This window comes from Pseudomonas sp. GW823-FHT02F05, assembly GCF_058797315.1.
In genome coordinates, this window is record NZ_JBXAJM010000011.1 from 93267 (window position 1) to 113631 (window position 20365).

Sequence of the window (20365 nt, forward strand, 5' to 3'; positions counted from 1 at the left end):
ACGATCCACAAACCCGTGAGGTGTCAAATGGAAGAACAGGTACGTTCCCCTGACCTAGATTTTAGTCTCAGCCAGAATGAATTGGAGAAGTTCCACCGTGACGGTTACATAGGGCCTTTCGACCTTTATCACAAGGACGAAATGGAGCGCAGCTTACAAGCTCTACGGCCCAAACTGCTCAACACCAAGAAAGCGATCTATAGCCAGGACAAGGCAGTGTCAGGGATAACGAACCTGTCCAACTATGACCGTCACCTGGACGTCGACTTCCTCGCAGAGCACATTACCCGTCCAGAAATCGTCGATCGGGTGTCGAGCATCCTTGGGCGTGACACACTTTGCTGGCGCACCGAGTTCTTTCCCAAGTACCCCGGCGACGAAGGCACCGACTGGCACCAAGCCGACAATTTTTCTAACGTTGCCGGCTCCAAGCATCCTCAAATAGTCTGGCCGGAAGACGCCCAGTTCGGCGGCACCATCACCGTCTGGGCCGCATTCACCGATGCCACCATTGAAAATGGTTGTCTGCAGTTCATTCCCGGTACTCACCGGACCATGAACTACGACGAATCGAAGACCATGGATTACCAATCCGACGCCATCAATAAGATGGAAAAGGACGGCGTCCGTCGGGGCTTCTTCGGTTATGACTATCGACAACTGCAGAAAGACCCGAACTGGAAGCCCGACGAGTCCCAGGCCAAATCCATGGTCATGCGCCAAGGCCAGTTCATCATTTTCTGGTCGACCCTTATGCATGCCTCGCACCCGCACAACGGCCTGACCGACCAGATGCGCCTGGGCTTCGCCGCCCGTTATCTGCCGACCTCAGTGCAAGTCTATCCGTACTCGAACACTCTCGAGGAATTCGGCGGCCAGGCCAGCCTGGACAAGTTCGGTTGCGTATTGGTGTCCGGGGATAATCGTTTCCCTCACAACCGTTTTGTCGATCGCACCTGCAACGGCTTCCAATTCCCTCGGCGCTGAGCCAGATAAAGAAGGAGAACAGAGCATGAGTAACGTAGGAGAAATCGGCAAAATCGAGTTCTGGCTGATTAATACCTGCCGCGAATTGGGGCTACGTGTGGAAAATGCCAGCAGCGACTTCTTCGCCGCAGGAGGCACGTCACTCAGCGCCATCCGCCTGATTGCGAAGGCAGAGGAGCATTTTGGCGAGGACAGTTTGCCCCCTGAGGATCTCTTCGCACAGAGCCTTGTAAGTGACATTGCTACCTGCATTCAACGTAACGCAAAACACTTTAACGCCCTGACGGAGATCTGAGGATATGTCCGGGCAAGCATACGATGAGCGCTGGCTTCTGGTGCCCCGCCCCCGGACTCGTCCGCGCTTGCGTCTGATCTGCTTCCCTTATGCGGGAGGTAACCCCGATCTATTTCGCAGTTGGGTGAATGGTTTGGACGCAGACGTGGAACTGCTCGCCGTACGCCTGCCCGGCCGAGGTTCCAGAATCAAGGAAACGCCGTATGAGGAATGGTCGCCACTGATCGAGGACTGCCTCGAGGTGCTGGCGCCCTATCTTAATGCACCCCATGCGCTCTATGGGCACAGCTTCGGCGGACGCCTGGCCTACGAACTGGCTCAGAAAATCCGCTATCGCCATCCCGGCCAGACCCACCGTTTGTTCGTCAGCGGCTGCCGCAGCCCGGCCAGCCGACAAGCGCAGCCTTATCTGCATCAACTCTGCGCCGAGGATTTCCATCAAGCCCTACACACCATGGGCGGGACGCCGCTGGCGGTACTACAGAGCGAGATTCTGATGCGCATTATGCTCCCAGCACTGCGCAGCGACATGCGGCTCTCGGAAATTTGGGAGGACTGGCATGAGCAACCGTTAGAGATTCCCATACACGCCTATTTCGGCCGCCACGACCCGATCGACCGACAAGCCAGCATGGCAGGTTGGTCCATCCATACCTCGAAAGAATTTGAGCTGATCGAGATCGATGGCGATCACTTTTTCCTCGACAGCCATCGCCATCAACTGCTGCACAGCTTGACCACTCGAATGAGGAATCAGCATGCAAACGCTTGAGCTAACCCCTTCAGCCTTGGCGCTGCACAAACAAGTCAACCAAACCCACGTACCTTATCCGGACCACCTTTCGGTCGGCGAGTTGTTCTCCCGCACCGCAGCGCGCCACCCGAACGCCATTGCCATATGGCATCAGGATCATGAGTGTAGCTATCAACAGTTGAACACCCACGCCAACCACTTGGCGTGGTACCTGCTCGCCAAGGGCGTACAACCTGGCGATGTAATAGCCGTCAGCCTACCGCGCAGCACCGAACTGATCGTGGCGCTCCTGGCGATCCTGAAGGCTGGAGCGAGCTACCTGCCCATCGATGCGGGTTGGCCGGCGCAACGTATTCATGAAGTGCTAGGCCAAGCATGCTGCGACTACCTGATGGGAAGCGAAAACACCAGACACGACACCCGCTTTTCCCGCTACCACGTGTTGGCACCCAGTGCTGTTGCAGAAGCGACTGAGGATCGAGGCGACCCGCCGCTCACAATCGAAGCCGACGCCATCGCCTACATCAACTTTACCTCCGGCTCCACAGGCAAGCCCAAAGGCGTGCCTATCCCACACCGGGGCATTACCCGCCTGGTATACAACGCCCGCTACGCCTGCCTGGACGAGAACAGCAGGTTGCTGCAAATGGCGCCTGCGACCTTCGATGCGGCCACCTTCGAAATCTGGGGTGCCCTGCTGCTCGGCGGCACCTGTGTGCTTTACCCGGACGTGTACATTCGCGCTTCGCGGCTACAGCACGTCCTGCAGACGCAAAAGATCAGCGTGCTGTTTCTGACCACAGCCCTATTCAATACCCTGATCGACGAAATGCCACAGGCGTTGGACAGTGTCGGTACCGTCCTCACCGGCGGAGAAGCACACTCTCTGCGGCATATGGCCAAAGCCCTGGAGCGATACGGGCCGGCACGGATCGTCAGCGTCTATGGCCCGACAGAGAGCACAACATTCGCGACGTACTATCCGCTCTGCGAGCTGCGCGACGAGGATACCGCCCTCCCAATCGGCTTCCCGATCCAGAACACCCGCGTCTACCTGATTGACCAGGATCGCCTCTGCGAACAGGGTCAAAGCGGCGAGGTTTGTCTCGCCGGACCCGGCCTTTCCCCAGGCTACCTCGGGCTGCCAGACGTCAACCGCGAGCGCTTCTTTGAATGCCTGATCGGCGAACGCCAGGAACGGCTCTATCGCACCGGGGACCGAGGCTACTTCCGCGGAGACGGTGCGATAGTGTTTCAAGGACGTATTGATGACCAGGTGAAGATCAACGGCTTTCGAATCGAACTGGGGGAAATTGCCTACCATCTCAACCGCCACCCGCAGGTGCGGCAAAGCGTCATTACCGTTACTGAATCACCGCAGGGCGAGAAGGCGCTGGTCGCTTTCGTGATCGCCGTCGACCCCTCGTGTTGCCCGGAGCAACTGCGTCTTAGCCTGGCCACGCAGCTGCCGGCCTACATGGTTCCACGCCACATCCAACTCTGCGAAATCCTGCCGCTGTCCGCCACCGGCAAGATCGATCATCGGCGACTGATATCTACGCTTCATCCATCGGGAGAACCCGCTTATGACAATCAGTAAACGCGCTCAGCAATTCCAGGACACCCTTCACGAGCGCGGCCTCGACCTGACCGTTCAGGAATTGCCGAACTCGACCCGCACTGCCGACGATGCCGCCCAAGCGCTGGGATGCGAAAAGGCCCAAATCGTAAAGTCGCTGATTTTTCGCACCCGCGACAATATTCCGGTGCTGGTACTGGCAAGCGGGCCGAACCGAGTGAACGAAAAGACCATTTCGCGCCTGGTCGGCGACAAGATTTTCAAGGCAGATGCTGACTTCGTCAAAGAGGTGACCGGCTTCACCATCGGTGGCGTTCCGCCTCTCGGACATAAGCAAGAGCTGAAGCTGTTCGTCGATGAAGATCTACTGGCGTTCGACGAAATTTGGGCCGCGGCCGGTACCCCTAATGCCGTATTCAGAATTCCCGGCTGTCTGACCGACTTCATCTCGGCACACCAAGTGATCTCGGTGAAATAAAAGCGAACCGACCATGCCCAGCCCCTACCTGAGCGACAGCCATCGCCAATTCGCCCTGCAGGTGCGCCAGATCCTGCAGAGTCAGCTTTTGCCCGTGGCAGAGGCTGCCGAAGAGCATGGACATCTCTGCGAAAACGCCTGGCAGAGCCTGGCCGAGCACGGTCTGCTCGGCTTGCCGAAGCGTGGCGAAGGCTTCCTGCAAAGCGCTGTGTTCCTTGAAGAGCTAGGTGCGCTGGGGTACGCCGGTATCCGTGCTTCAGTTGGGGTCCATGCCTACATGGCCAGCGCCTATCTGGAGTTGTTCGGTAGCGAAGAACAAGTCCAGCGCTACCTTCCTGGCATTCGCCAGGGACGGACCATCACCGCTTTGGCTGTCAGCGAAGAACACGCCGGCAGCGATCTCAGCCAGATGCAATGCAGGGCGCAGCCCTCGGCTAACGGCTTTATCGTTGAGGGCAGCAAACGCTATATCGCTAATGGCTCCCGCGCCTCGGTGATTGTAACCCTGGTGCGTAGCGGCGAAGGCCAACATGCCCTGGGCAGTAGCAGCCTGTTGCTGATCGATGGCGACAGCCCGGGGCTGGTGCGCACGTCGCGCCCAATGCTCGGCTGGTGCAGCGCCGACGTCTGCGATCTCGACTTCACCCACGTGGCGGTGCCGGCCTGCAATGTGCTCGGCAAATCCGGCAAGGCGCTACTTTATCTGATGCAGGGCTTGGATTTTGAACGCCTGGTCGCAGGTCTTCTAGCCCTCGGGGGGGCCCGCCACAGCATCCGTCTACTCGACGGCTTCGTTCGTAGACATCAACTCCAGGGCAGCCCACTCAGCGACAAACAGAGTGTCCGGCACCGCCTGGCCGACCTCGTCGGCGAACAACAAGTCCTGCAGCACTATGCCTATCAGGTGGCATGGCAGCACAGCCAAGGTCAACTTGACACCCGCTCCGCCTGCATTCTCAAACTGCGCGCCACCGAACTCGCTCTCAGCGCCGCGCAGGCTTGCGCGCAACTGCATGGTGCGCAGGGCTATCAGGCTAACTCCGAGGTAGCACGCGTGTATCGAGACGCCATGGCCGGCACGATAGCCGCCGGCGCGAGTGAACTGATGCGCGACATGATCTTCGACAGTACGCCAGCAAGTTGAATCTCCAAAAAGGCATTCACCATGGACATGGTCAATTTTCTCGGACTTTCACTGCTGCCAATTTTGTCGCCTGGTCCCTCGACAATCCTCGTGGTACGTAACAGTCTGCGTTACAGCTGGATGTTTGCCGTACGACGCCTGCTTGCCGACCTCGGCGGTACATTGATCACCGCCGCTCTTCTGCTTTATGGCCTGGGCGCAGTGATTGCGGCTTCAAACCTGCTCGTCGTAGGCATCCAGTTAGCAGGTGCCTGCTACGTTCTCATCATCGGCATAAGGATTTTGAGGCATGCATATTGGCCAAGCCCCTATAGCCTTGACACAGCACACCGTTTCCACGGCGCTTGGCTAGAGGCTTTTTTTGCGGGATTGCTCAATCCCAAGACCTTGGTATTTTTCTCCCTTCTGTTTCCCTTGCTACTCGGGGAAAACAGGTCCCATTTGACGATCGCATTACTATACTCACTAAGCTATAGCTTGCTCAAAGGACTGGTTTTAGTGGTTGCCTCTGGAGTTTTCCTGCTCGCTAAAAACTGGTTGCGCCCACACTTACGCCGAGCCAATGGGACTCTTGGTGCCATATTGATCGCTGCAAGCTCAATCTTTCTGGTGAAAATATCGATCAGCCTGTGGTGAATAACTGCCGTTAGAAATCACCTACCCTATTCTGATGATAAGGACGATGTCCCTATTTAAAAATATGCCCCCTCTTGGTCAGTCACGGCATCCGCTCCATGGCTAACACCATCCTGAACGAGCGTGGGTAGCGTCCGGAGCTAATCGACGTCGCGCGGGCGCATGTTGATAGAGATGATGTCCGAAGTGCCATACCGGGCTAATTACAGCGAATCCCGACACCCAGTGAATACTGCGCACTCCATCCTCACGGGCTCACGCTTAAGGTCTATCAGACAACCACGACTTTTGCCTTTCTACGGCGGATCAACCCTGCTGTTAACTCGTAGTAGTAGATGGTAGCTGGAGCTGAGCATCGTAAATAGTGCTCCAGAAACCATCTCACGTGCTTTTCCCTCCAGGACCAGGGAGTCGCGCGCCCCCAGCGCTCACGAATCACCTCGTGCATCCTTTCTGCTTGCCTAATGTGCCGCTGCCGCGTGGCATGCGCACCTTTGAGCACAGGGCTCAGAAACAACGCTATGTTGAACTCGGACGTCATCGCCGACCTCCGATGTAGGCACTCACCACATCGATGCGGTTATGTCCCAACTCGTGGCTGATCTGCTGGCGTGCATGCTTATCGAGCGCTCGATCATCTTGATGAACACGGCCACCATTAACGGGTGCAGAAAAGCCGGTCAGTTGCTCATAGCGCTCACAGGCGTAAGCCGCCCGCAGTTCATGAAAGCCTTTCAAACCTTGCTCATGCAGGAGGTCCCGTGCCGGCCGCACGACTTTTTGTATGAAGTCTTTGTAGCTTTCATCGGGCGCCAACAAATTCCGACTGCCATTAGGCGAGGTCGCGCTGGCCCAATCTAGGGCATCGCGAACTTGATCCGTTACCGTAATCCAGCGCGGTGCAGAGGCCCCTGATCGACCGCCTTTGGTGCCGTCCTGAATGTTGATCTTGCCCAGTTGCCCGGCCTCACGTTGCAGTCGCGGCAGGTCCGCCAAGATCGCTTCACGCAAGCGCATACCAGTCTCCCGGGCCAGATGCACAATTGCGGCCACTCGTTGCTGACCTCGCTCTGACAGCGCCCGCGCGATCAACTCGACCCGCGCACGGTCTTGGCCTTGCGGAGCCTCACTACGCACGCTTGAGCGCTGCAAGCCAAGCGCTTTACTCAGACTCGGGATTTTGACGTATTGATCACCGCGCAGCGCAGCCATCGTTCGGTTCACGCTGGACAGTCGGTTCTGCGCGGTGGCAATGCCGACGTTGCCCTGATCAACCTGCTCCCGCACGTGGACGGCGTACCGCATGAGAATCTCGCGATCAATGTGTCGCGCGTCATTCAGCCTCGGCCCATCCTCGGATCGACACCAAATCACGAACGCCTGCCAGCGATCACTATGGGCTTTGACGGTAGCGAAATGGCCGTCGCCAAACAGATCTTTCAGGGCTTGCGGTCCGGCATAGCTGAGCTGGCGACCAAAGCCAAAATTGCGCCCCGCTCGCTTACCGACGCGAGCCATTTTTCTGCTCCTGATCAACAGCAACGAGATCATGCAACAGGGCTTGCCAGTGCGCACTTACGATGGCGAGCTGAGCCCAATCAGTCGGGCGAAAACACAGCGTGTTGTTGGTGACGTAAAGATGCGCACCCTCCTCTTTCAACCATTGAATAATGGCTGTCGTCGAGGCGATAGCTTTATGGGTGATGGCGACACTGGCGACAGCGGCGACACCCCTTGTCCTGCCTGGTTTTGAGCGTGGCGACAAAGTGGCGACAGTAGCGGCGACAAATCGCGCTTTGGGCTCCTTTTGACGCTGAGCCAGATGGTTGCGCAGCGCTTCATCGAGATTAAACATGGCGCACCTCGAAGGTGTGGCCGTCGGTGATGAGCCACTGATGATCAATCAACTCGACCAACAGCTTGGCGGTATGACGACTGCTCTTACGGGCAAAACGGGGACCGTTGCGGTTCAGGTCTCGAATACTGAAGCGCTTCCAATCCTTGACCTGCAGCCAGCGCAGCAGCCGATCAGCCTCTTCCTTTACTCGGCACACCGGCTCCTGCTCGGTCAGGCGCTGGATCTCGGTGAGGTAGTAGCCGATTAAGGCCGAGGCCCGTTGGATATGGCCGACTTCCACGACACTGCTCTCCTCCACCATTGCCAGGATGCCCGCGATGCGCAGCAGGTTGTCGGCGGCCTTTGATCCGCTGGGCCGCACGCCAGCCAGTTCCCCAAACTCACCCAATTGGGCTTCGATAGCATCATGCAGATCAATCCAGCGACGACGGGCCAATGGACTGAGCGTCAGCAGTGATAGCTGCAGAGCACCATCAGGAGACAATGACCAAGGCTGATGAAACAGCGCCGAAAGGCGGTAGTGATAGCGCTTTAGGGCAGCGTCTTTGGATAAGTCGACAGCCTGGTAGCTACGTTGTCCAGCAAGACTCGTGGGCCAGGTCATAAGGCAGCGACCGAGAATGCCTTGCCCCTGAAGCAACGGATCACTGAGTAACTGCATGGCTAAATACGGTTGCAGCATTAGGTGCAGGCTCAGGCGTCGGTCATAAGCTCGCAAGCTTTCACCGACCATGGAGCGAGCACGATCAATCGGGCTACCGTCCCAGAGTGACGACAAGGTCGTGACCGCTTTCAAACGGTTATCCCTACTCATGGTGCTGCTGCCGAGAAACTGTCCTCCTTCGTCACAGAACAGCCCCATGCTCGGCAAGTCATGGCAGAGCCCCTTGACCAGGGCCTCGATCGTCGGGTCTGTGGTGATCAACCGAGGGGCCGAAGGCTCCGCTTCGAGCGGTACGCTGCCTGTGGGGGCGGGATCGGCAGGGTTGATACGCTGCGCTTGTCGCTGTGCGGCACGGTAGCGGGCAAGTTGTTCGCGGTAGCGCTGCCACTGTTCACGCTCCCATAGCCGTGCTGGCAGCAAGGCACATCGATCTGCCGCCGTTTTGCGATCACCTGACGCGGCCACCGTGATCAGGTACAGCGACAGGGGATAATTTCTCCCGTCGAGCTGTAAGCCCGCATGACCTTGGGTCGCCAGCGCCGAGGCGGCCAACACCGATTGCGCGGCCAGTGCCTGGGGCACGCCGATTACCTCGGCCATTCGCTCAACCGCAGACCCAAGAATCCCACCCAGTGCCTGGACTGGATAAGGCTCAACTATGGCATTCGACTCAATCAGCGGTCGAGGTGGTAGTGGTAGTTCAAGCTTCGGATCTAACTGCTGCATGGGCCCTCTCCTCGGTGATTGCTGGCTGTCCTCACGTACTCCCGCCACGGCTGTTGAGTGTTATCAGGGATCAAGGCCCCTGCGGCCTGTGAGGTGTTCACTGACGCGGAACGCACGGCTCCTTACGACCGGGAGCGAGGGCATAAACCCATGAATCTGACCTCCTTAGACGCATCCGAAGATGCGGGGCGGGTGGAGGCTGCGCCGACTGACGAGTTCGGCACCTGGAGATCCTGGGTGGGAGAAGGCAACAACATCGACGCCTGGGGCATGCCTGACTGTCAGTCAGGTGCAGCTTTTCCATAGGCTGCGGCACCGGTGCCTGTGTCGTTGCGGATGGCGACGAATCGGATTTGTCAGGCCGATTGTCACGAGGAGAATTGAGGCAATGCCCTGTACGACGTGGCTTGCAGCAGTGCTACGAGCGCCCGTCTCTTTCCGGGAGAAAGAGACGGGCGCGGATTGGCGCAGCGAAGTGTGCCGAGAGGTGAGGTGTCTGCAGTGCAGCGAGGAAGGTCCATCGTCTGCCGCAGTGGGCAGATCAGTCGAGTAGGCATCCATCACTCTTGGGAGTGACCGCGCGAGCCACCGGACGCTAATCGCACTTAGGGAGAACCACCAACAAGTGGCGTAGCCTTGAAGGTTCTGGCTACCTGGGCTGGTGCTGTCAACGACAACGATCCGTGCCCCAATTCTTATACCCACTCGAAAAGACGGTCAAGCGTCACGGCCAAAATGCTCAGAAAGTGGCGACTGTCGCCACTTCTGTCGCCATTCCCCAGCCCACACTCTACGTGGGGTGTCGCCGGCGTCGCCGCTGTCGCCACACCTACACCCATGCCCAACGAAAAAAAAGATTCGCACATACACTGAATAGCGTTGCGCCCGACAGGATCGCGGGGAATTACTGACGGGTGAAAGCAAGCGTGGCATTAATCAAATTTGAAAATGGGAGAGTGGAACGCGGAGGCTTCGAAAAAAAAAGCGAGTGAACCCTCCGATCAGCGCGATCAAAGATCGCTTGATCGAAGGGTTTGGCGGGAAAAGCAAATCTTAAACGTCAATTACAGACTCAGGCATCAAAGCGGGTTGATTGGGAAGCGAGGGCCTCACGCCGCATGATCAGCGTCTGCTGCAGCCGCAGCAAAAAACCTGCTTCAAATGCCTCTTGGGGATCACCTGGACGATGGCGTTTTCTGTTCTGAGACAGCGCCCACCATAACGGTAATGATGAGCCTTCAAGCCAAGTCTCCGCGCAATGAACACCGTCCTTAATTATCGGAGCGAACTCATCGCCCCACGGGGTTTGGATGGCAGGAGAGCCTTCAGCAGATGGGACAGAGACATACTCATGGATCTGTTGATGAACGCTTTGAGCTGGAATACCAGTTAAATTTCGGAATGCCTTGTCGTACAACACGGCGGCGTCATCCAACAGCTCTACTGCCAACTCAACGTCTTGCGGAAAATGAAGCAGAATACTCTGGGCTCCGTTAAGCCGTAGAGTGGCAGCCTGCCGCAGTTTAATCGCTGCATCTTCAGAGGTAAGCGATGAAGTATCGATGCTGTTGGGCTTGGGGAGACCGATGAGAAGCGAAAGATCAAACATCGCGGAATCCTCCGAGATAGTTTGCAGCTTGAACCATTGGGCCGGGGTGGCGCACGAGCTTAAAAGGTGGGCATGCCATTTTCCTTATCTCCTTCGTGTAATTAAGGAGCTGCCAACCGTCGTTGCGACACGATTGGGTGGCAGACCGTACGGGGGTCGCAAACCGGCACACGAAGGAAAACCGGCCAGGCGTTAGCCTGCCCCGCACGGCCTACCATAGAAATGCAGTAGCTAGACCTAAAAAGGCGCCAACTACTTTGCTTTCGCTATGGCGCTGAACCGCGCCTTCGTGTGTGTTTACAGGTTGCGACACCCGGTCACGGGATTGACCGCGACGGGGCAAAGCGTAAATGTGAAGCCGCGACAACACAAGCTTGCAGTAGAAATCAGCTCTTATCCGAATGAAAGCTACGACCAGACGTTGATGCTTGCCGGCGCCTGGTGGATCTACCGCTTCACCTCTGACCCAGCGACTACAAAATCCGGACATGCTGGTAGAATCCATCACGCTACATGGCTCCCTCTCGAGAAATGGTATGAATACAGAGTTGACGGAAGAAGAAATGCGCCGCGCGCTATTCGGTGAGTCTGAGCCCCCTACCCCAGCAATTAACTCACAAGCGCAAGACACCGTGTCGGATGTCGTAATCGTGCAACCGGCAAAGGTAGCAAAGAATAAATTCTCAAAAGCTTTTACGCCCAGGTTGAGAGTCACACTGCGGGTAGGTAATGAGTTCGAGGGCAATATGCACGAGATAGAACATGAGGCCGATACACTTAGCTCACTAGCTGCGGAGCAGGAAGCTACCAAGAAGGCCAGAAAAAGATTTAGGTTTGTGGAGGTGATTTCGGTCAAGTCAATGTAAGCGGACATTAACTCGCTTTCTGTAGCCGCAGGTCATCCGACCGACCAGTTCGTGTCGATTAAGGCCTCAAACCTCAGTTACGCTATTCGTATCGTAGGCTGGATTTGACACTAGCGCTCCATCCAATTTGACTGGCCACCAGTCCCCCAGCCGAGGGTAGCCACGGGCAGAAACCGGCCAAAAGCGGACGGCAGCCTATGAATAAATCCGCCTTCTTTTCCACGTCCCCGGGCAGCAACTGCAGGTCCTTTTCCAGTTGACCCGTGAAGACTCACATTAGTCATGTTCTACTATCAGGCATACGAAGAGCGCAGAGCACCCTCAATGAGTGAGCAAAAAATCGAACAGGGCTTTATCGACAAGCTAATTGAGCTCAAATACACCTACCGCTCCGACATCACTGACCGCACCTCGTTAGAGCACAATTTTCGCGAGAAATTCGAGGCCCTCAACCGCGTTCGCCTCACTGATGGCGAATTCGCTCGCCTTCTAGACGAGATCGTCACCCCTGACGTGTTTGCTGCGGCGCGCACCTTGCGCGAGCGTAATGCCTTCACCCGCGAAGACGGAACTCCGCTGAACTACACGCTGGTCAACATCAAAGACTGGTGCAAAAACAGCTTCGAGGTGGTCAACCAGCTGCGCATCAATACCGACAACAGCCACCATCGCTTCGATGTGCTCATCCTCATTAATGGTGTGCCGTGCGTCCAAATAGAGCTGAAAACGCTGGGCGTCAACCCACGGCGCGCGATGGAGCAAATCGTCGAATACAAAAACGTCCCTGGTAACGGCTACACTAAAACTCTGCTGTGTTTCCCTGCAGCTGTTCATCGTCAGCAATCGCGACAACACCTATTACTTTGCCAACAATAACGCTCGTCACTTCTCTTTCAACGCCGATGAGCGCTTCCTGCCCATCTATCAGTTTGCTGACGAGACAAACAAAAAAATTACCTACCTGGACAGGTTCGCCGAGACCTTCCTCATCAAATGCACGCTTGGCCAAACACTCAGCCGCTATATGGTGCTTGTCGCTACTGAGCAGAAGATCATGATGATGCGCCCGTATCAGGTCTATGCGGTCAAAGCCATTGTTGACTGCATCGAACAAAACTGCGGCAATGGCTATATCTGGCACACCACCGGCAGCGGCAAAACACTTACGTCATTCAAAGCCTCCACTCTGCTCAAGGACAACCCAGAGATTGAGAAATGCCTCTTTGTGGTCGACCGCAAAGATCTCGACCGCCAGACCCGTGAGGAATTCAACAAGTTCCAGGAAGGGTGCGTCGAAGAAAACACCAACACCGCGGCGCTGGTGCGCCGTCTGTTGTCCGAGGACTACGCCGACAAGGTGATCGTCACCACCATCCAAAAGCTCGGCCTCGCCTTGGATGAAAGCAGCAAACGTAATAAGCAGCGCAAGCGGAATGACCAACTCACCTATAAAGAGCAGTTGGCCCCGCTGCGCGGCAAACGCATTGTGTTCATCTTCGATGAATGCCACCGCTCCCAGTTTGGCGAGAACCACAAAGCCATCAAAGAGTTCTTTCCCAAAGCGCAGCTCTTTGGTTTTACCGGCACCCCCATCTTTGACGAGAATGCCTCACGGATAAAAGTAGAAGATCAGCAAGCGTCTAATCAAACCACTGATGAGCTATTTCAGAAGCAGTTACATGCTTACACCATTACCCATGCGATTGAAGACGCTAACGTGCTGCGATTCCATATCGACTACTTCAAACCAGAAGGCAAAAAAATACCCAAGCCTGGGGAGGGCTTGGCTAAGCGAGCGGTGATCGAAGCCATCCTCGCCAAGCACGACATGGCCACCGCCCAACGCCGTTTCAATGCCATTTTGGCGACGACCAGCATCAACGACGCCATTGAATACCACAGTTTGTTTGCCGAGCTGCAACATGCCAAACAACTGGCAGACCCTGACTACCAGCCGCTGAATATCGCCTGCGTATTCTCGCCGCCCGCCGAAGGCAATGCGGACGTAAAGCAGATTCAGGAAGACCTGCCGCAAGAGAAGCACGACAACGAAGAAGACCCAGAAGGCAAAAAAGCAGCGCTCAAAGCCATCCTAGACAACTACAACGCACGCTATAGCAGCAACCACAGCATCAGCGAATTCGACCTCTACTACCAAGACGTGCAAAAGCGCATCAAAGATCAACAATGGCCCAATGCTGACCACCCACATACGCAGAAAATCGATATCACTATCGTAGTCGATATGCTGCTGACAGGCTTCGACTCTAAGTATCTGAACACCCTTTACGTAGATAAAAAGCTCAAGTACCACGGTTTGATCCAAGCCTTCTCGCGCACCAACCGTATACTTAACAGCACCAAGCCCTACGGTAACATTCTTGACTTCCGCCAACAGCAAGAAGCAGTGGATATCGCCATTTCCCGGTTCTCCGGCGATCAGTCTGGCAAACCCGCCCGCGAAATCTGGCTGGTGGACAAGGCCCCGGTGGTTATTGAAAAACTACAGGCTGCCGTACAAGAGCTGGATGACTTCATGCAATCTCAAGGCCTGGCCTGTGCACCGGAGGCCGTGCATAATCTAAAAGGCGACGATGCTCGCGCTACTTTTATCAGTCGCTTCAAGGAAGTGCAGCGCCTCAAAACCCAGCTCGACCAATACACTGACCTCACGGAAGACAACGCCGCCGCCATCGAGCACATCCTGCCCAAGGAAAACCTACTCGGTTTTCGCGGCGCTTACCTGGAAACGGCCCAGCGCCTCAAGGTCCAGCAAGATAAGAACGGTAAAGGTACAGATGGCAAGGCCGAAGCAGTTGATCAGCTCGACTTCGAGTTCGTGCTCTTCGCCTCGACCGTCATAGACTACGACTACATTGTGGGTCTGATGTCACGCTTCTCGCAACAAGAGCCCAGCAAACAAAAGATGAGTCGCGATCAGCTTATTGGTCTCATCCAGGCCGATGCCAAGTTTATGAACGAGCGCGAGAACATTGCCTCCTACATCTCCACGCTCAAAGCCGGCGAGGGGCTGAGCGAAACGGCTATCCGCGAGGGCTATAGCCGCTTTAAACAAAAAAAAGACGCAATAGAGCTCGCGGAGATTGCTAACAAACACCAGCTAGCTCCAGCAGCCTTGCATGACTTTGTGGATGGCATTCTGCAACGCATGATCTTCGACGGTGAACAGCTCAGTGACCTGATGGCGCCGCTTGACCTTGGCTGGAAGGCCCGCGCTCAAGCCGAACAGGCGTTGATGAAAGAACTGCACGAACTACTTATTAAACGTGCCCAAGGCCGTGACATATCAGGACTCAGCGCGTATGAGCAGTAAGACAAAAACAACCGGCGCGATGGATGACAGTACGCCCGCGCTGGTGCCGAAACTGCGGTTTCCTGAATTTCGAGGGAGTGACGCGTGGGAGCCGACAACAATCGGAGCACTGGGACGTTTTTACTACGGCAAGAGTGCTCCAAAATGGTCCTTGACAGAGGATGCTCCCACGCCATGCGTCAGATACGGGGAGCTTTATACCAAGTTTGGCCCGGTTATTTCTGAGACCTACTCCCGGACCAATACCGACCCACAAACGCTACGATTCAGTAAGGGTGGAGAAATACTGATTCCGCGCGTCGGCGAGAAGCCCGATGATTTTGGGAAGAGCTGTGCCTACCTACCTCTGAAAGGCATTGCTATTGGAGAAATGATTAGCGTTCTGGAAACCAAACAACACGCATTGTTCTATACATATTACTTCCGGAACTTGCATAAGGAGTTCGCAAAGGTTGTTGAGGGGCAAAACGTCAAAAACCTCTACTTTACCGAATTGGAGCCACTTCCGATTCACCTCCCTACACTCCCCGAACAGAAAAAAATCGCTGAGTGCCTAAGTTCGGTGGACGATCTGATCGCAGCGCAAGCCCGCAAAGTGACTGCGCTCAAGTCTTATAAAAAAGGGCTGATGCAGCAGCTTTTCCCCCGCGAAGGCGAAACCCAACCCCGCCTCCGCTTCCCCGAATTCCAAGACGCCGGGGAGTGGGAGATCAAACGCCTATCTGAAGTGATCGATCTGATTTCTGGCATGCATCTGTCACCTGACGACTACAGCTTAGAAGGTGAAGTCCCCTACTTCACAGGACCGTCTGATTTCACAAACGATCTTGCCAATGTCACTAAGTGGACGAAACGGACTGCGAGCGTTTCACAGATCGAAGACACGTTGATCACGGTCAAAGGGAGTGGCGTTGGTGAGATATGGTATTCATGAACTGGCCTAATGATTTTGGACACTTCAATCGGGCGTTATGATAGCGCCCAAATCTGAGGTGTTTGGATATGCGTAAATCTTATTCGAGTGAGTTCAAGCTCAAGGCTGCCAGCATGGTGCTGGATGAAGGCCAGCCGGTTACTGAGGTCTGTGCCAGCCTAGATATCGGCCCCACTGCTCTACGCCGCTGGGTCGATCAAGTGCAGAAAGAACGCCTGGGTTCGACCCCGGTAGGGGCCAAGGCGATTACCGCTGATCAGCGAGAAATCCAGAGGCTCAAAGCCCTACTCAGGGAGAAAGACCTGGACATTGAAATCCTAAAAAAGGCCAGTGCTCTCCTGCTTTTGGACGCCAAAGATCATTCACGCTGATCGATGAGCTGGACGAGCAATACGGCGTTAAAAGGTGTTGCCGGGCGTTTGGGATCAACCGTAGTAGTTTCTACGCCTGGCGCCAGCGCCAGGGCAGAGCAAATCCTGAACGGGACAAGCTCAAAGCCGCGCTGGTCAAGCACCACAGGGCGTCCAGAGAGTCGGCCGGCGCACGTACTTTGTCCAAGGAGCTAAAAGCCAAAGGGCATCGTATCGGACGTTATATGGCTCGCAGTTTGATGCGCGAAGCTGGCATCGCTAGTCGTCAGCGCAGGCGCCATAAGTACAAGTCGCCGGGCGTTGAGGCATTGGTTGCGCCGCACGTGCTCAAGCGAAAATTTGATGTAACGGCGGTTAACCAGGTGTGGTGTGGCGACGTAACTTACATCAAGGTCGGCAAGCGATGGATGTACTTCGCCGCCGTTCTGGATTTGTACGCTCGGAGGATCGTGGGTTGGTCGTTCTCGATGATTTCTGATGCCAATCTGACCTGCGAAGCGCTACGCATGGCGGTTGAGCTACGCGGCCGCCCCCAGGATGTGTTGTTTCATTCAGACCAAGGTTGTCAGTACACCAGTCATAAATTCCGAAACGAGCTTGTGAAACACGGATTTAGACAAAGTATGAGCCGTAAAGGCGAGTGCTGGGACAACGCCCCCATGGAGCGTTTCTTTGGTAGTTTGAAATCAGAGTGGGTTCCTGAAACGGGCTACAAACTGGAACATGAGGCCCGGGCAGACGTGCAGCGCTATGTCTCGCGCTACAACATCAGCAGGCCTCACAGCTACAACGACTACCGGTCGCCGGTCGCGAAGGAAAGGTTGGTGGCGTGAACCTTAATCGGTGTCCAAGATTACTTGACCAGTTCATCAACGCTCCCAGAAGTAGCGATGGGGCGGCAACTTATGGCCGTTCGCTCAAAGAGTGGATCAAGTCGCTTTATGTTCCAGCTCCTGTTGACTAAAAGGTCCCGCTTCGAGGACTTAGGTTCCGGCAATCTGATTCCGGGTTTATCGCGAGTTGTCATACTTGAATTAGAGGCATATTTCCCGAAACAGCCCGAACAACAACGCATCGCCGACTGCCTCACCACCCTAGACGATCTGATCGCCGCGAAACCCAAAAACATGACGCACTCAACAGCCACAAGAAAGCACTGATGCAGCAGCTTTTTCCGTCTCCGGATGAGGTTGAGACATGAGCGGTATTCGCACTTACCAAAGCTTGCGCTCGCTGGTGACCCGGCTGCGCGACGACTTAAATAACCCGACTAAGCCTATAGAGTTGGTACTTCTTTACGCCTACAACCGAACCGGCAAAACGCGGCTCTCCATGGAGTTCAAGGACGCGGGCAAGCGCAAGAATAAAGGCATTGCAGATACCCTCTACTTCAATGCCTACACAGAGGATCTATTCATTTGGGAGAATGACCTCGCTGGTGATACAGCCCGCTACCTGCAGCTCAATTCTGATTCGATTTTTTTCAACGGATTAAAAGACCTAGCGCTCGATGAAACCATTGCGAGCTACCTCAGCCGTTATGCCGACTTTGACTTCGATATTGATTACGGAACTTGGAAGGTCACTTTTCGCAAAGGCGAAGCGGAGAACATCAAGATCTCTCGAGGCGAGCAGAACATCTTTATTTGGTGCCTCTTCATGGCCATCTGCGAGCGTATGCTCGATGGGCACGTTTCCTATCAGTCGAATCAATACCTCTACATCGACGACCCAATCTCCTCGCTCGATGATAACAACGCCATTTCTGTTGCCTGTGACCTCGCCAAACTCCTGCGCCAGGCCGCCAGTCGAAGACACCAGAATGGTGATCCAGCGCCCATCAAAGTGATTTTCTCCTCCCACCACGCCCTCTTTTTCAATGTGATGTGCAATGAGATTGGGCGGACGAAGGAAGGGGAGCCGAAGGTGACTCACAAACGCTACTTTTTACACCGGCCGAATGGTGAGGGGGCTTTTAGCCTGCGGGCCACCGATGACACGCCGTTTTTCCACCACGTCGCCGCCCTCGCCGAACTGCAGGCGGCGGCCGATCATAACTCCGGCAAGCTCTACACCTTTCACTTCAATGCACTGCGCAGCATCATGGAAAAAACGGCCTCGTTCTTTGGTCATGCCGATATTTCCTTCTGCCTTAAAGCGCTCGCGAGTGAGGAGGATACAGCGCTCTACAATCGTGCCCTCAACCTGCTGAGCCATGGCAAATACGCCATCCATGAGCCGACCGAAATGGGCGAGGACAATAAAGACTTGTTCCGCCGCATTCTCAAAGACTTCATCAGCGCATTTAAATTTGCCCTGCCTAACATATCGGGTGCGAAAGCAGCCGCAGCGGCTGTCGCCCCCAGGCCCACAAGCGAAACCACCACATGAATGACACCAATAGAAAACAACTTGGCCAAACCCTTTGGGCAATTGCCGACCAACTGCGCGGAGCTATGGATGCAGATGATTTCCGCGACTACATGCTGTCCTTCCTTTTCCTGCGCTACCTCTCGGGCAACTATGAGACAGCGGCCAAGAAGGAACTTGGAAAAGACTATCCAGAGTTGCCCATCGACGTTTTGCTAAAAACGGGGCATCGACTCCTCTGCAGGTCTGGTATGAGGAGAACAAAGCGGACATCCCAGCCTTCGAGAAGCAAATGCGTCGCAAGGTGCATTACGTCATTCAGCCGGCGCACCTGTGGAACAGCATCGCCAATATGGCACGCACCCAGAACGGTGAACTGCTCGCTACGCTGCAAGCGGGCTTTAAATACATCGAAACCGAGTCTTTTGAGAGCACCTTCCAAGGCCTTTTCTCTGAAATCGATCTGAGTTCCCCCAAGCTGGGCAGAACCTATCCCGCCCGCAACGCAAAGCTCTGCACCATCATCCAGAAGATCGCTGAGGGCCTATCAGACTTCTCCGCAGATATCGATGCACTAGGCGATGCTTACGAATACCTGATCGGCCAGTTTGCCGCCGGTTCAGGCAAGAAGGCGGGTGAGTTCTACACGCCACAACAAATTTCCGACATCCTTTCTGCCATCGTCACCCTCGACAGCCAAGACCCAAAGACCGGCCCCAAAAAGCGTTTAGAACGTGTGCTGGACTTCGCCTGCGGCTCTGGCTCGCTGCTTCTTAACGTGCGCAAGCGCATGGGGCCACATGGTATTGGCAAGATTTTTGGCCAGGAAAAGAACATCACCACCTACAACTTGGCCCGCATGAACATGCTGCTGCACGGGGTGAAGGACACCGAGTTCGAGATTTACCACGGCGACACCTTGAGCAACGACTGGGACATTCTGCGCGAGCTGAACCCCGCTAAAAAACCCACGTTCGATGCCATCGTCGCCAACCCGCCCTTCAGCTACCGCTGGGACCCGGCAGAGGCCATAGCCGATGACGTGCGTTTCAAAAACCACGGTTTGGCCCCGAAATCGGCTGCCGACTTTGCCTTTCTGCTGCACGGCTTTCACTTTTTGAAAGAAGAGGGCGTGATGGCCATCATCCTGCCCCACGGCGTGCTGTTTCGAGGCGGTGCAGAGGAGCGCATCCGCACTAAGCTGCTAAAGGACGGCCACATCGACACGGTGATCGGCTTGCCCTCCAACCTGTTTTATTCAACAGGTATTCCGGTGTGCATTCTCGTGCTCAAAAAGTGCAAGCAACCGGACGACGTGTTGTTCATCAATGCGACTGAACACTTCATCAAAGGTAAACGCCAGAACCAACTGACCGATGAGAACATCGCCAAGATCATCGACACTTACCAGTTCCGCAAAGAGGAGCCTCGTTATGCCCGCCGGGTAGAGATGAAGGAGATCGAGAAGAACGGCTACAACCTGAATATTTCTCGCTACATCAGCACGGCAAGCGCAGAGGCAGAGATTGATTTACAAACCGTGAATACCGAACTGGTCACACTGGAAAAAAACATTCAGGCGGCACGGGACAAACACAATGCCTCCCTGAAAGAGCTGGGACTGCCACCCTTAGTGTGAACCGCAAAGCGATTTAATGAGACCGTATAACGAGGCACTGCACGGACAGCAATACCTTGTTATGCGTCTATGAATTACTAAAAGAAAAAGTTGGCGATTCATTTGTAGGGTAGATCGGCCG

General features: G+C 55.3%; 18 protein-coding genes and 2 pseudogenes. 15 read left to right on the forward strand and 5 right to left on the reverse strand.

Annotated features, from left to right (window positions below):
- The first annotated feature begins 27 nt into the window (after positions 1–27).
- From AC1RAC_RS14830 to AC1RAC_RS14860, 7 genes are read left to right on the forward strand one after another with little or no spacing between them, the layout of a single operon-like run.
- Positions 28–987, forward strand: a complete 960-nt coding sequence (locus tag AC1RAC_RS14830) for a chlorinating enzyme (protein ID WP_492616703.1) — start codon at positions 28–30, stop codon at positions 985–987.
- A 25-nt stretch (positions 988–1012) separates the two neighbouring features.
- Positions 1013–1282, forward strand: coding sequence for a phosphopantetheine-binding protein (locus AC1RAC_RS14835; RefSeq protein WP_179029042.1), 270 nt, complete (start codon positions 1013–1015; stop codon positions 1280–1282).
- 4 nt (positions 1283–1286) lie between these two features.
- Complete coding sequence (locus AC1RAC_RS14840) at positions 1287–2054, forward strand: thioesterase II family protein (protein ID WP_492616704.1); 768 nt, start codon at positions 1287–1289, stop codon at positions 2052–2054.
- Positions 2041–3636: an amino acid adenylation domain-containing protein gene (locus AC1RAC_RS14845; protein ID WP_492616705.1), complete on the forward strand. Its 1596-nt coding sequence runs from the start codon at positions 2041–2043 to the stop codon at positions 3634–3636. Before AC1RAC_RS14840 ends, AC1RAC_RS14845 begins: the two co-directional genes overlap by 14 nt.
- Entirely contained in the window at positions 3623–4093 is a 471-nt protein-coding gene (locus AC1RAC_RS14850; RefSeq protein WP_492616706.1) for a YbaK/EbsC family protein, read from the forward strand. Before AC1RAC_RS14845 ends, AC1RAC_RS14850 begins: the two co-directional genes overlap by 14 nt.
- Positions 4094–4106: 13 nt before the next feature.
- Positions 4107–5237 (forward strand): acyl-CoA dehydrogenase family protein, encoded by a 1131-nt coding sequence (locus tag AC1RAC_RS14855; RefSeq protein WP_492616707.1) that lies wholly within the window; start codon positions 4107–4109, stop codon positions 5235–5237.
- Positions 5238–5258: 21 nt separating this feature from the next.
- Positions 5259–5873: a LysE family translocator gene (locus AC1RAC_RS14860; protein WP_492616708.1), complete on the forward strand. Its 615-nt coding sequence runs from the start codon at positions 5259–5261 to the stop codon at positions 5871–5873.
- Positions 5874–6144: 271 nt separating this feature from the next.
- Here the strand turns inward: AC1RAC_RS14860 and AC1RAC_RS14865 are convergent, their stop codons facing one another.
- From AC1RAC_RS14865 to AC1RAC_RS14885, 5 genes are all read right to left on the reverse strand, one after another.
- Positions 6145–6414, reverse strand: coding sequence for a hypothetical protein (locus AC1RAC_RS14865; protein WP_492616709.1), 270 nt, complete (start codon positions 6412–6414; stop codon positions 6145–6147).
- Positions 6411–7391, reverse strand: a complete 981-nt coding sequence (locus tag AC1RAC_RS14870) for an integrase domain-containing protein (RefSeq protein WP_492616710.1) — start codon at positions 7389–7391, stop codon at positions 6411–6413. Before AC1RAC_RS14870 ends, AC1RAC_RS14865 begins: the two co-directional genes overlap by 4 nt.
- Positions 7375–7728 carry a hypothetical protein gene (locus AC1RAC_RS14875; RefSeq protein ID WP_492616711.1) on the reverse strand — a complete coding sequence of 118 codons (354 nt, stop codon included), beginning with the start codon at positions 7726–7728 and terminating at the stop codon, positions 7375–7377. The genes AC1RAC_RS14870 and AC1RAC_RS14875 overlap by 17 nt, the downstream gene beginning before the upstream one ends.
- Complete coding sequence (locus AC1RAC_RS14880) at positions 7721–9121, reverse strand: YfjI family protein (RefSeq protein WP_492616712.1); 1401 nt, start codon at positions 9119–9121, stop codon at positions 7721–7723. The genes AC1RAC_RS14875 and AC1RAC_RS14880 overlap by 8 nt, the downstream gene beginning before the upstream one ends.
- Positions 9122–10193: 1072 nt before the next feature.
- Entirely contained in the window at positions 10194–10730 is a 537-nt protein-coding gene (locus AC1RAC_RS14885; RefSeq protein ID WP_492616713.1) for a LasR-specific antiactivator QslA, read from the reverse strand.
- A 536-nt stretch (positions 10731–11266) separates the two neighbouring features.
- Between AC1RAC_RS14885 and AC1RAC_RS14890 the strand changes: the two genes are divergently transcribed.
- The 8 genes and pseudogenes from AC1RAC_RS14890 (at position 11267) to AC1RAC_RS14925 (ending at position 20244) form a co-directional block, all read left to right on the forward strand.
- A complete protein-coding gene (locus AC1RAC_RS14890) occupies positions 11267–11596 on the forward strand; it encodes a hypothetical protein (RefSeq protein WP_492616714.1) in 330 nt (109 codons plus the stop codon).
- Positions 11597–11920: 324 nt separating this feature from the next.
- Positions 11921–14930 (forward strand): annotated as a pseudogene (locus tag AC1RAC_RS14895) (type I restriction endonuclease subunit R).
- On the forward strand, positions 14920–15864 hold the full coding sequence (locus AC1RAC_RS14900) for a restriction endonuclease subunit S (RefSeq protein ID WP_492616715.1): 945 nt from the start codon (positions 14920–14922) through the stop codon (positions 15862–15864). Before AC1RAC_RS14895 ends, AC1RAC_RS14900 begins: the two are co-directional and overlap by 11 nt.
- 68 nt (positions 15865–15932) lie before the next feature.
- Positions 15933–16235, forward strand: coding sequence for a transposase (locus tag AC1RAC_RS14905; RefSeq protein WP_014717988.1), 303 nt, complete (start codon positions 15933–15935; stop codon positions 16233–16235).
- A gap of 8 nt (positions 16236–16243) precedes the next feature.
- On the forward strand, positions 16244–17068 hold the full coding sequence (locus AC1RAC_RS14910) for an IS3 family transposase (protein WP_032901718.1): 825 nt from the start codon (positions 16244–16246) through the stop codon (positions 17066–17068).
- A 108-nt stretch (positions 17069–17176) separates the two neighbouring features.
- Positions 17177–17395, forward strand: coding sequence for a hypothetical protein (locus AC1RAC_RS14915; RefSeq protein ID WP_492616716.1), 219 nt, complete (start codon positions 17177–17179; stop codon positions 17393–17395).
- A 37-nt stretch (positions 17396–17432) separates the two neighbouring features.
- Positions 17433–18626: an AAA family ATPase gene (locus tag AC1RAC_RS14920; protein ID WP_492616717.1), complete on the forward strand. Its 1194-nt coding sequence runs from the start codon at positions 17433–17435 to the stop codon at positions 18624–18626.
- A pseudogene (locus AC1RAC_RS14925) lies at positions 18623–20244 on the forward strand (type I restriction-modification system subunit M). Before AC1RAC_RS14920 ends, AC1RAC_RS14925 begins: the two are co-directional and overlap by 4 nt.
- Positions 20245–20365: the final 121 nt, after the last annotated feature.

What these genes read in the sequence shown, in the direction of transcription:
- AC1RAC_RS14885 (WP_492616713.1), bottom strand. Translation starts at nt 10,730, where the DNA reads ATGTTTGATCTTTCGCTTCTCATCGGTCTCCCCAAGCCCAACAGCATC.
- AC1RAC_RS14890 (WP_492616714.1), top strand. Translation starts at nt 11,267, where the DNA reads ATGAATACAGAGTTGACGGAAGAAGAAATGCGCCGCGCGCTATTCGGT.
- AC1RAC_RS14830 (WP_492616703.1), top strand. Translation starts at nt 28, where the DNA reads ATGGAAGAACAGGTACGTTCCCCTGACCTAGATTTTAGTCTCAGCCAG.
- AC1RAC_RS14920 (WP_492616717.1), top strand. Translation starts at nt 17,433, where the DNA reads ATGAGCGGTATTCGCACTTACCAAAGCTTGCGCTCGCTGGTGACCCGG.
- AC1RAC_RS14865 (WP_492616709.1), bottom strand. Translation starts at nt 6,414, where the DNA reads ATGACGTCCGAGTTCAACATAGCGTTGTTTCTGAGCCCTGTGCTCAAA.
- AC1RAC_RS14915 (WP_492616716.1), top strand. Translation starts at nt 17,177, where the DNA reads ATGTTCCAGCTCCTGTTGACTAAAAGGTCCCGCTTCGAGGACTTAGGT.
- AC1RAC_RS14870 (WP_492616710.1), bottom strand. Translation starts at nt 7,391, where the DNA reads ATGGCTCGCGTCGGTAAGCGAGCGGGGCGCAATTTTGGCTTTGGTCGC.
- AC1RAC_RS14835 (WP_179029042.1), top strand. Translation starts at nt 1,013, where the DNA reads ATGAGTAACGTAGGAGAAATCGGCAAAATCGAGTTCTGGCTGATTAAT.
- AC1RAC_RS14875 (WP_492616711.1), bottom strand. Translation starts at nt 7,728, where the DNA reads ATGTTTAATCTCGATGAAGCGCTGCGCAACCATCTGGCTCAGCGTCAA.
- AC1RAC_RS14880 (WP_492616712.1), bottom strand. Translation starts at nt 9,121, where the DNA reads ATGCAGCAGTTAGATCCGAAGCTTGAACTACCACTACCACCTCGACCG.
- AC1RAC_RS14840 (WP_492616704.1), top strand. Translation starts at nt 1,287, where the DNA reads ATGTCCGGGCAAGCATACGATGAGCGCTGGCTTCTGGTGCCCCGCCCC.
- AC1RAC_RS14860 (WP_492616708.1), top strand. Translation starts at nt 5,259, where the DNA reads ATGGACATGGTCAATTTTCTCGGACTTTCACTGCTGCCAATTTTGTCG.
- AC1RAC_RS14850 (WP_492616706.1), top strand. Translation starts at nt 3,623, where the DNA reads ATGACAATCAGTAAACGCGCTCAGCAATTCCAGGACACCCTTCACGAG.
- AC1RAC_RS14905 (WP_014717988.1), top strand. Translation starts at nt 15,933, where the DNA reads ATGCGTAAATCTTATTCGAGTGAGTTCAAGCTCAAGGCTGCCAGCATG.
- AC1RAC_RS14900 (WP_492616715.1), top strand. Translation starts at nt 14,920, where the DNA reads ATGAGCAGTAAGACAAAAACAACCGGCGCGATGGATGACAGTACGCCC.
- AC1RAC_RS14845 (WP_492616705.1), top strand. Translation starts at nt 2,041, where the DNA reads ATGCAAACGCTTGAGCTAACCCCTTCAGCCTTGGCGCTGCACAAACAA.
- AC1RAC_RS14855 (WP_492616707.1), top strand. Translation starts at nt 4,107, where the DNA reads ATGCCCAGCCCCTACCTGAGCGACAGCCATCGCCAATTCGCCCTGCAG.